The organism is Paraclostridium benzoelyticum (assembly GCF_001006285.1).
GTDB classification, from domain to species: domain Bacteria; phylum Bacillota; class Clostridia; order Peptostreptococcales; family Peptostreptococcaceae; genus Paraclostridium; species Paraclostridium benzoelyticum.
Genome location: NZ_LBBT01000241.1, coordinates 42,090 through 52,536, shown reverse-complemented (window position 1 = coordinate 52,536; position 10,447 = coordinate 42,090). Strand labels below are relative to the sequence as shown.

General features: G+C 31.2%; 17 protein-coding genes. All 17 read right to left on the bottom strand.

Features of this window, described 5'->3' with window-relative positions; genetic code table 11:
• Positions 1-33: 33 nt before the first annotated feature.
• The 17 genes from cwlD to VN21_RS12205 all read right to left on the bottom strand — a co-directional run bounded on the left by cwlD (position 34) and on the right by VN21_RS12205 (position 10,441).
• Positions 34-750: an N-acetylmuramoyl-L-alanine amidase CwlD gene (cwlD, locus tag VN21_RS12285; protein ID WP_046823517.1), complete on the bottom strand. Its 717-nt coding sequence runs from the start codon at positions 748-750 to the stop codon at positions 34-36.
• Positions 751-822: 72 nt separating this feature from the next.
• Positions 823-1,215: a 30S ribosomal protein S9 gene (gene rpsI, locus VN21_RS12280; protein ID WP_021431517.1), complete on the bottom strand. Its 393-nt coding sequence runs from the start codon at positions 1,213-1,215 to the stop codon at positions 823-825.
• Positions 1,216-1,243: 28 nt separating this feature from the next.
• On the bottom strand, positions 1,244-1,675 hold the full coding sequence (rplM, locus tag VN21_RS12275; protein WP_021428215.1) for a 50S ribosomal protein L13: 432 nt from the start codon (positions 1,673-1,675) through the stop codon (positions 1,244-1,246).
• Positions 1,676-1,794: 119 nt separating this feature from the next.
• Positions 1,795-2,526 carry a tRNA pseudouridine(38-40) synthase TruA gene (truA, locus tag VN21_RS12270; protein WP_046823516.1) on the bottom strand — a complete coding sequence of 244 codons (732 nt, stop codon included), beginning with the start codon at positions 2,524-2,526 and terminating at the stop codon, positions 1,795-1,797.
• An 11-nt stretch (positions 2,527-2,537) separates the two neighbouring features.
• Positions 2,538-3,335, bottom strand: coding sequence for an energy-coupling factor transporter transmembrane component T family protein (locus VN21_RS12265; RefSeq protein ID WP_046823515.1), 798 nt, complete (start codon positions 3,333-3,335; stop codon positions 2,538-2,540).
• Entirely contained in the window at positions 3,329-4,195 is an 867-nt protein-coding gene (locus tag VN21_RS12260; protein WP_021428217.1) for an energy-coupling factor transporter ATPase, read from the bottom strand. Before VN21_RS12260 ends, VN21_RS12265 begins: the two co-directional genes overlap by 7 nt.
• Positions 4,183-5,022, bottom strand: a complete 840-nt coding sequence (locus VN21_RS12255; RefSeq protein ID WP_046823514.1) for an energy-coupling factor transporter ATPase — start codon at positions 5,020-5,022, stop codon at positions 4,183-4,185. Before VN21_RS12255 ends, VN21_RS12260 begins: the two co-directional genes overlap by 13 nt.
• A gap of 343 nt (positions 5,023-5,365) precedes the next feature.
• Complete coding sequence (gene rplQ, locus VN21_RS12250; protein WP_046823513.1) at positions 5,366-5,707, bottom strand: 50S ribosomal protein L17; 342 nt, start codon at positions 5,705-5,707, stop codon at positions 5,366-5,368.
• A 19-nt stretch (positions 5,708-5,726) separates the two neighbouring features.
• A complete protein-coding gene (locus tag VN21_RS12245) occupies positions 5,727-6,674 on the bottom strand; it encodes a DNA-directed RNA polymerase subunit alpha (protein WP_046823512.1) in 948 nt (315 codons plus the stop codon).
• A gap of 77 nt (positions 6,675-6,751) precedes the next feature.
• Complete coding sequence (gene rpsD / locus VN21_RS12240) at positions 6,752-7,375, bottom strand: 30S ribosomal protein S4 (RefSeq protein ID WP_021428209.1); 624 nt, start codon at positions 7,373-7,375, stop codon at positions 6,752-6,754.
• A 17-nt stretch (positions 7,376-7,392) separates the two neighbouring features.
• A complete protein-coding gene (rpsK, locus tag VN21_RS12235) occupies positions 7,393-7,791 on the bottom strand; it encodes a 30S ribosomal protein S11 (RefSeq protein WP_021428214.1) in 399 nt (132 codons plus the stop codon).
• Between the two features lie 24 nt (positions 7,792-7,815).
• The gene (gene rpsM / locus VN21_RS12230) at positions 7,816-8,187 is read right to left on the bottom strand and encodes a 30S ribosomal protein S13 (RefSeq protein ID WP_021122034.1); all 372 of its coding nucleotides are present in this window, start codon (positions 8,185-8,187) and stop codon (positions 7,816-7,818) included.
• Positions 8,188-8,353: 166 nt separating this feature from the next.
• Entirely contained in the window at positions 8,354-8,467 is a 114-nt protein-coding gene (gene rpmJ, locus VN21_RS12225; RefSeq protein ID WP_003373491.1) for a 50S ribosomal protein L36, read from the bottom strand.
• A gap of 34 nt (positions 8,468-8,501) precedes the next feature.
• Complete coding sequence (gene infA, locus VN21_RS12220) at positions 8,502-8,720, bottom strand: translation initiation factor IF-1 (RefSeq protein WP_021122032.1); 219 nt, start codon at positions 8,718-8,720, stop codon at positions 8,502-8,504.
• Positions 8,721-8,747: 27 nt separating this feature from the next.
• Positions 8,748-9,023 carry a KOW domain-containing RNA-binding protein gene (locus VN21_RS12215; protein WP_046823511.1) on the bottom strand — a complete coding sequence of 92 codons (276 nt, stop codon included), beginning with the start codon at positions 9,021-9,023 and terminating at the stop codon, positions 8,748-8,750.
• Between the two features lie 21 nt (positions 9,024-9,044).
• On the bottom strand, positions 9,045-9,791 hold the full coding sequence (map, locus tag VN21_RS12210; protein ID WP_046823510.1) for a type I methionyl aminopeptidase: 747 nt from the start codon (positions 9,789-9,791) through the stop codon (positions 9,045-9,047).
• Positions 9,791-10,441, bottom strand: coding sequence for an adenylate kinase (locus VN21_RS12205; RefSeq protein WP_046823509.1), 651 nt, complete (start codon positions 10,439-10,441; stop codon positions 9,791-9,793). The genes map and VN21_RS12205 overlap by 1 nt, the downstream gene beginning before the upstream one ends.
• Positions 10,442-10,447 lie beyond the last annotated feature (6 nt).

The following is a 10,447-nucleotide window of genomic DNA, read 5'->3' as shown; positions in this document are numbered from 1 at the left end:
TAAATATATAAGTTATTTTTTACATATTTCAATTTAATTATGTACATTTGTTCCAAAATATTTTTGAATACCTGCATATATAGCCCAAGCTACTTTTTCTTGATATTTTTCATCATTCAATAGTTTAGATTCTTTCTCATTAGATAAAAAACCACACTCTATTAACACTGAAGGTATTTTATTATCCTTCAATAAATAAATATCATTACTTGGTTTAACTTCTCTTTGATTTGTTTCATCTACAACTCTCTTTAATTCATCTTGAATAAATTTCGATAACAATTTGCTATCATCTTGTCCTTGAGGATAAAAAGTTTGAGCTCCATAATATTTGCTCTGTTCAAATTTATTTAGATGAACAGATACAAAAGCATCTACCCCTGATTCTTCAATCATTTTCTTCCTATTTTTTAAGTTTTCATTATATTTCTGTCTAGTTGTCTTATCTGGGCTCTCTTCGTACAAACTAATATCATCTTCTCTAGTTAATAATACTAAACATCCACTTGATTCTAACAACTCTCTTAGCTTCAACGTTATTTGTAAGTTTATATCTTTTTCTTCAACAGACTCATCATCACTCAAAGCACCTGGATCTATACCTCCATGTCCCGCATCTAAAAGAATAACCTTATTAGTTACAGGCATATAAGTCAATACATCTTGGGAATTCTTTTTGACTTCAAATATAAATATAGCCAAAAAACATAAAAGAGCTCCAATCAAACTTACATGCTTAATATATTTCATATAATATCACCCCATATATTATATAAAAAAAGACTTTGGAATATTCCAAAGTCTTTGAGTAAACATATATAATTATCTCTTTGAGAATTGTGGAGCTCTTCTTGCTGCCTTTAATCCGTATTTCTTTCTTTCCTTCATTCTAGCATCTCTAGTTAAGAAACCTTCTTTCTTTAAAGCTGGTCTTAACTCAGCATCTACTGTTAATAAAGCTCTAGATATACCATGTCTTATAGCTCCAGCTTGTCCAGTGAATCCTCCACCTTCAACTTTTACTATAACATCGTATTTGTTTTCAGTTCCTGTTAAAACTAATGGTTGTTTAACATCTCTTATTAAAGTTTCATAGTTGAAGAATTCTTCAACTTTTCTTCCATTTACTATTATATTTCCTTCACCTGCAACTAATCTTACTCTTGCTACAGAGTGTTTTCTTCTTCCTGTTCCATAGTATTGAACGTTAGCCATGATTAACTCCTCCTTTCACCCGTTATGATTATTTAAAGTTTAAAACTTCTGGATTTTGAGCTTCGTGTCCGTGGTTTGGTCCAGCAAATACTCTTAATCTAGTCATCATTCTGCTTCTTAATTTGTTCTTACATAACATACCGCTAACAGCATGCATAACAACCTCTTCAGGTTTCTTTTCCATCATTTCTCTATATGTTATTTCTTTTAATCCACCTACATATCCAGTGTGGTATCTGTACATCTTTTGATCTAATTTCTTTCCTGTTAAAACTACTTTATCAGCATTTACAACAACAACGAAATCTCCACCATCAACGTGAGGAGTGAAAGTTGGTTTATGCTTTCCTCTTAATATTGTAGCTATTTCAGTAGCCATACGACCTAATGTTTTTCCTTCAGCATCAACTACGTACCATTTTCTTTGTACGTCAGCTGGTTTAGCTATATAACTTTTCATTACAAGTCCCTCCTTATCTTATTTCCATATGATATTTTACCGTCTATGTCAAGTCCGGGGCAAGTGGACTTATTAACACACTCTTGTATATTTTAATACATGCACCCTAGTGTGTCAAGCTAATAATCAACTTTTTTGAGAAATAATCCGTGGGCTGGAGCTGTATGTCCTGCCATCGATCTCAACTTTGATTCTATTATGCTCGACATGCTATTATCTATTTTCCCTCTTCCTATATCAACTAACGTTCCAACTATAATCCTAACCATATTATATAAAAATCCATTCCCTTCAATTTCTATAACTATCAAGTCTTCACACTTTGAAATATCTATATCATAAATAGTTCTAACTGTGTCTTTAACACTTGATCCCGAGCTCATAAATACCTTAAAATCATGTGTTCCTTTTAATGATTCAGCTTCTTTTTTCATCTTTTCAAAGTCTAAATCATATTTTACAAAATAAGAAATATCACTATATATAGGGCTTCTATATCGGTTATTATATATAATATATCTATATCTTTTTCCTTTAGCTGAATATCTAGAGTGAAAATCTAAATTAACTTCTTCTGCATTTATTATAACTATATCTTTCGGCAACTTAGAATTTAATGCATTAGGTATTTTTTCAATAGGAATATTACACTCCGTATTAAAATTTGCAACTTGTCCCAACGCATGAACCCCTGCATCTGTTCTTCCAGATCCAGTTATTTTTACACTCTCATTAGTTATATCTTTTATTGATTGTTCAATATTACCTTGAATACCCAATGAATCATTTTGCTTTTGCCATCCACAAAATCTTTTACCATTATATTGGATAGTTAATTTTATATTTCTCATATTATACCTCTTTAAACAAATCTTATAAACACTACAATTCCTAAGTATAAAACTTGTACAACATATGCTATATAATCTGCTTTAGTCATTATACACTCTTTCATCTTAGTTCTATTATCTCCACCCCTATAACATCTAGCTTCCATAGCCATAGCTAGCTCATCAGCCCTTCTAAAAGCACTAATAAATAAAGGTATTAATAGTGGAACTAGGTTCTTAGCTCTATTTATGATATTTTTACTTTCAAAATCTGCTCCTCTAGACATTTGAGCTTTCATTATTTTATCTGTTTCATCTAATAAAGTAGGTATAAATCTTAGAGCTATAGTCATCATCATAGCTAACTCATGAACTGGAAATCCTATTTTTTTAAAAGGATTCAATAGTCTCTCTATACCATCTGTAAGTTCTATAGGTGATGTAGTAAGTGTTAAAAGAGATGTCCCTACAACTAAAAATATAAGTCTTAAAGCCATAAATATAGCTTGACTAACACCTTGGTATGTTATCTTTACAAATCCAAATGACCATATAGGGTCTCCAGGTATAAAAAATATATTAATTACAAATGTAAATATTATAATCCATTTTAAAGGTTTTAATCCTTTCATAATGAACTTTACTGGTATTTTAGATAAACCTATTACTGCAATCAAGCTTGCTACCACTATTAAATATGGCCAAAATTTATTTATTATAAACAAAGATATCATAAATATAAACGTTGCTATAAGCTTAACTCTAGCATCTAACTTATGAATACTCGAGTTTGTAGGATAATATTGGCCTATTGTTATATCTTTTAACATTTTCCCTTACCTCTCATAACTCTTATTATTTCGTTTTTAATTTCTTCTATAGTAATTGCATCTTCTTTTATCTCAAACCCATGTTCTTTTAATTTTATAGATAATTCCAATACTTGAGGTATATCTAAGCCAATCTCTTTAAGTCTACTAGAGTGATTATTAAACACTTCTCTTGTGGGTCCCATAAACTCAACCTTACCTGAATTCATAACTATTATAGTTTTTACTAACTTAGCCATGTCATCCATGCTATGAGAAGATAATATTATGGTCATATTTTTTTCTTCATGTAAGTCTTTTATTAATTTAAAAATTTCATCTCTACCTTTTGGGTCTAATCCTGCTGTTGGTTCATCTAGTATTAACACTTCTGGATTCATAGCTATAACTCCAGCTATTGCTACCCTTCTTTTTTGTCCTCCTGATAACTCAAAAGGCGATTTATCTTTAAACGCTTCATAATCAAGTCCGACAGCTTCCATAGATGCTTTAATCCTATTGCTTATCTCTTCTTCTCCTAAACCTAAATTTGAAGGTCCAAAAGCTATATCCTTTTCGACAGTTTCTTCAAATAGCTGATACTCAGGATATTGGAATACAACACCTACTTTTTTTCTTATATCTGTTAAGTTTAAATTTTTATCGGTTATATCAAATTCATTTATTAAAATTTTTCCCGATGAAGGTTTAAGAATTCCATTTAAATGTTGAATTAAAGTAGATTTTCCAGAACCTGTATGACCTATTAAACCAACAAAATCACCTGATTTAATCTCTAATGTTATATCATCTAAGGCTCTACTTTCAAATGGTAATCCTTCATTGTATATATGAGTTAAATTTTTTATTACAATTGACATAGTTTCACCACCATCTCATCTACAGTTAATATATCTCCATCTATATCTAATCCTTCTTCTTTAAGTTCTTTACTTAATTCAGTCATGCACGGAACATCTAAGCCTATATTTTTTAACATTTCTACTTTAGAAAAAACTTCTTTAGGAGCACCTTCCAATACTTTTTTCCCTTTTTCCATAACAATAACTCTATCTGCATCAACTGCTTCTTCCATAAAATGAGTTATATGCATTATGCTTATATCTTCTTCTTTATTTAATCTTCTAATTGTTTTCATTACTTCTTTTCTTCCAGATGGATCTAACATAGCTGTAGCCTCATCAAATATTATACATTTAGGTTTCATAGCTATTATCCCCGCTATTGCTACCCTTTGTTTCTGTCCTCCTGATAGTAAATGAGGTTGTCTACCTCTCATTTCATACATCCCCACACTTTTAAGAGACTCTTCTACTCTTTTTCTTATTTCTGGGGGATCTATGCCTAAATTTTCAGGTCCAAATGCAACATCTTCTTCTACTATAGTGGCAACAATTTGATTGTCTGGGTTTTGAAATACCATACCTGCAGTTTGTCTAATATCCCACAGATTTTTTTCTTCCTTTGTATTTAATCCATTTATATAAATATTTCCACTCGTTGGCATAAGAATTGCATTTAAGTTTTTAGAAAGAGTTGATTTTCCCGATCCATTATGACCTATAACTACAACAAACTCTCCTTGCTTTACATTTAAACTCAAGTTGTCTATAGCTTTAAACTTATCCTCTTCTGTTACATATTCAAATGAAATATCTTCAACACTTACTATATCATTAACTTTCATAAACTTTTCTCCTTTTGTTAGTAGTGCTCTTAATTTACAATTTCTATTGTATTATAACACAATTTAAATTCTAAATTAATATAAAAATCCACCTAAAATATATGTGTATGACTTTATATTTCATTTTATCTTCATCAAATTTCAAAACTCATTTATAAAATAAAAATTTATTTACCTTCATAACTAAACGGACAATTTAATTTATAACTCAAGTAATTTCATAATTTTGTTAGTTTTTTTATTCAAGTATAAAATAATTCCTTATAACTTATTATCGTTTTTGTATATTAACATTTTTATTAAATATAAAAAAAGGACTAGGCTAAGCCTAATCCTTTATATACTATACTAATTCTATTAGAGCCATTTCAGCAGCGTCGCCTCTTCTTGGTCCCATTTTCATTATTCTAGTGTATCCACCGTTTCTCTCTGCATATTTTGGAGCTATATCAGTGAATAAGTTGTTAACTACTGTCTCATCTAAAACATAAGCTAAAACTTGTCTTCTAGCATGAAGATCTCCCCTCTTAGCAAGAGTTATCATCTTTTCTGCCATTCTACGAGTTTCTTTTGCTCTAGTAACTGTAGTTTCTATTTTTCCATTTCTTAGTAAGTCTGTTACTAAGTTTCTTAACATAAGATTTCTGTGAGCAGTTACACGTCCTAATTTACGGTACTTAGCCATGCTTATCCCTCCTTTGCGCTTACTCTTCGCTTGGTTTAAGATTTAATCCAAGTTCTTCTAACTTTTGGATAACTTCTTCTAATGACTTTTTACCTAAGTTTCTAACTTTCATCATATCTTCTTCAGATCTATTAGCTAGTTCTTCAACTGTATTTATTCCCGCTCTCTTTAAACAGTTGTAAGATCTAACTGATAAGTCAAGTTCTTCGATAGTCATCTCAAGAACTTTTTCTTTTTGATCTTCTTCTTTTTCTACCATTATTTCAACATTGCTTACATGCTCTGTTAAATCTATGAATAGATTTAGATGTTCAACTAGAACCTTAGCTGCAAGTGATATTCCTTCTTGAGGATTTATACTTCCATTAGTCCAAACTTCAAGTATTAATTTATCGTAATCTGATTTTTGACCAACTCTAGTATTTTCTACATGGTAGCTAACTTTTTCAACAGGAGTATATATTGAGTCTACAGGAAGAACTCCTATAGGCATATGCTCTGTTTTATTGTCTTCAGAAGATACATAACCTCTTCCTTTATTAACAGATATTTCCATGTTAAGCTTAGAATTATCATCTAGCGTAGCTATATGTAAGTCTTTGCTTATTATTTCAACATCTGGAGGACATATTATGTCAGCTCCTGTTACTGTGCATGGTCCTTGTGCTTCTATTTTAAGTGTTCTACTTCCTTCACCATCTATAGTAGCTGATAATTCTTTTAATGCTAATATTATTTCTGTAACATCTTCTTTAACACCAGACACTGTTGAGAATTCATGAAGAACTCCATCTATTCTTATAGAGTTAACAGCTACTCCTGGTAAAGAAGATAATAATATTCTTCTTAGTGCATTACCTATAGTTATTCCATAACCTCTCTCTAGAGGCTCTATAACGAATTTACCATATCTATGGTCTTCGCTAATTTCAATTATATCTACTCTTGGTTTTTCTATTTCTATCATGGACAAAACCCTCCTTAAAATTTATTAATCCACTGAGGGTAAACAAAATCTTAAAATATTTTTTATAACTATACTTATTACTTAGAGTAAAGCTCTATTATTAAGTGTTCAGCTATTTCAAGATCTATATCTTCTCTTCCTGGATTAGCAACAACAGAAGCTGTCATGTTCTCTAAGCTAGCATCTAACCATTTAGGAGCTATTCTTGAGCTATTTTCAACTAATCCTTTGAATTTTGCAGAAGATTTAGATGTTTCTTTAACAGCTATAACATCTCCATTAGAAACTGTTAAAGAAGGTATATCTACCTTATGTCCGTTTAAAGTGAAGTGACCGTGTCTTACTAATTGTCTAGCTTCTTTTCTAGAAGATGCTAATCCCATTCTGTAAACTACGTTGTCTAATCTTCTTTCTAATAAGCTTAATAAGTTTTCCCCTGTTATTCCAGGTGTTTTCTCAGCACGCTCATATAAATTTCTGAATTGAGTTTCTAAAACTCCGTATATTCTCTTAACTTTTTGTTTTTCTCTTAATTGTAATCCATAGTTAGAAACTTTCTTTCTTCCTTGTCCATGTTGTCCTGGAGCATAGTTTCTCTTAACTATAGCACATTTGTCAGTATAACATCTGTCACCTTTAAGGAATAACTTCATTCCTTCTCTACGACATTGTCTACATGATGCACCTGTATATCTTGCCATTAATTACACCTCCTATATTACACTCTTCTTCTTTTTGGTGGTCTACATCCGTTGTGTGGTATTGGAGTAACGTCTTTTATCATAGTTACTTCTAATCCAGTTGCTTGTAAAGCTCTTATAGCAGCTTCTCTACCAGAACCTGGTCCTTTTACGAATACTTCTACAGTCTTTAATCCGTGTTCCATTGCAGCTTTAGCAGCTGTTTCAGCAGCCATTTGAGATGCAAATGGAGTTGCTTTTCTTGATCCTTTGAATCCTAATTGTCCAGAACTTGCCCAAGATAATGCGTTACCATGAACGTCTGTTAAAGTTATTATAGTATTGTTAAAAGTTGATTGTATATGAGCATGTCCACGTTCTATGTTTTTACGCTCTCTTCTTCTAACACGTGTAACTTTCTTTTTTGGTTTAGCCATTATTCTTCCCTCCTCTTCTAACTATTACTTCTTCTTCTTACGAGATACAGTCTTTCTAGGACCTTTTCTAGTTCTAGCGTTAGTCTTAGTCTTTTGACCTCTTAGAGGAAGACCTTTAGCATGTCTCATACCTCTGTAACATTTTATATCTCTTAATCTCTTTATGTTTAAAGCTATTTCTCTTCTTAAATCTCCCTCAACTAAGAAATCATTATCTATTATCTTTCTTAAATCATTTACTTGATCTTCAGATAAATCTTTGATTCTTACGTTAGGATCTATGTCAGCTTTAGCTAATATTTCGTTAGCAGTTGCCTTACCTATACCGTAGATATATGTTAAGCCTATTTCTGCTCTTTTTTCTCTAGGTAAATCTACCCCAGCTATTCTTGCCATACTTTGCACCTCCTACAACTTAACTTTTTTAACTTTTTTCATGATTAAATTTTCTTAAATAATAAGTTAATTCCGATTCATGTTTATATAAAATCCAAAAAAAGTTTGTTAATTATCACAATATGATATTATACTATAATATTTAACAAAATGCTAGCACAATTTATTAACCTTGCTTTTGCTTGTGCTTAGGATTTTCACATATAACCATTACTCTTCCTTTTCTCTTTATTACTTTACATTTTTCACATATTGGTTTTACTGATGGTCTTACTTTCATTATTAATCCCTCCTTATAGACTAGCATCGATAGTCTACTTCTTACGCCAAGTAATTCTTCCTCTTGTAAGGTCATATGGAGAAAGCTCAACATTAACTTTATCTCCTTCAAGAATCCTTATAAAGTTCATTCTTAGCTTCCCAGAAAGATGACATAAAACTTCATGTCCATTTTCTAGCTTGACTTTAAACATAGCATTAGGTAAGTTTTCTGTAACTGTACCCTCAAATTCTATAACATCTTTTTTGGCCATTAACTAACCAAACCTCCATTCAATAAGCTAAACATTGTTTAACTTTCCAAGTTCAGCTCTTAAAAAAGTATTTGTGATAGATTCATTAGACTCTATCTTATTTTTAACTATACAATTAATAATATCATACTTTTGCAAGTGCTTAACTTTTTTTAGTTTAGGATTTTCAAGTTTTCTTTTTTTACCATCGGATATAAGAACATACTTATCATCAATTATTTTTACTACGAAAAATAATCTCCCAGCATCTCTTCCAGATGTATTTTTAACAACTTGCCCTACACTTATGTTACTTGATAGCATAATTTCCACCTACATTTCTGACTATAACTTTGTTAATATCAAAGGTTCATCTTCAGTAATAGCTATCGTATGCTCATAATGAGCTGACTTTTTAGAGTCTATTGTAACAATTGTCCAACCATCACCTAACATTTTAACATAGTGTGTACCATAGTTAACCATAGGCTCTATTGCAAGAACCATACCCTCTTTAAGTTTAGGGCCCTTACCTGGTCGTCCATAATTAGGTATTTGAGGATCTTCATGTAGTTGTTTACCAACCCCATGCCCTACAAGATCTCTAACTACAGAAAAATTGTTATTTTCTACATGTGTTTGTACTGCGTGCGAAATGTCAGAAAGTCTACATCCTAGTTTAGCAAACTTTAATCCTTCATAGAAGCTTTCTTTTGTTACTTCTATTAATTTCCTATCCTCTTCAGATATTATGCCTACCGCATGTGTTTTTGCTGAATCTGCATGATATCCTTTAAAATAAGCACCTATATCGATACTTATAATATCACCGTCTTTTAAATTTTTAGATCCAGGTATTCCATGTACAACTTCTTCATTAATAGAAGCGCATATAGATCCTTTAAATCCGTTATACCCTTTAAAAGATGGGATAGCATTATATTTTCTAATATGATTTTCAGCTATTTCATCTAACTCTAAAGTAGATATTCCCGGTTTAATAGCATCTCTTAAAATCTCATGTGTTTCAGCAACGATTTTACCTGATTCTCTCATAAGTTCAATCTCTTGCTTAGATTTTAAAATAATCATTATTTTTCACTTCCTAGAGCCTCAACTATATCTCCAAATACATTCTCTATAGATTGTTGACCATTTATATTAGCTATTATACCTTCTTCAGAATAATAGTTAACTAAAGGCTTAGTTTCATCTAAGTAAACTTGTATTCTTTTTGATACAGTTTCTTCATTATCATCAGCTCTTTGGTAAAGTTCTCCTCCACATACATCGCATACGCCATCTACTTTTGGAGGGTTAAACTCAACATGGTAAGTAGCTCCGCAAGATTTGCAGATTCTTCTACCTACTGCTCTACCTACTAATATATCTTTATCAACTTCAATGTTAACAACTTTGTCTAAAGATATACCAACTTCTTTTAGATATTCATCTAAATGTTGAGCTTGAGCTACATTTCTTGGGAATCCATCTAACATGAATCCTTTTTCACAATCAGGTTGAGCTATTCTATCAGTAACTAAACCTACTGTTAATTCATCTGGAACTAAAAGACCTTGATCTATATATCCTTTAGCTTTTTTACCAAGTTCTGTACCTTCTTTTATATTCTTTCTGAATATATCTCCAGTTGATATATGAGGTATATTGTATTTTTCTACTATTCCTGCTGCTTGAGTACCCTTACCCGCACCAGGAGGTCCAAGTAATATTATTCTCATATGATC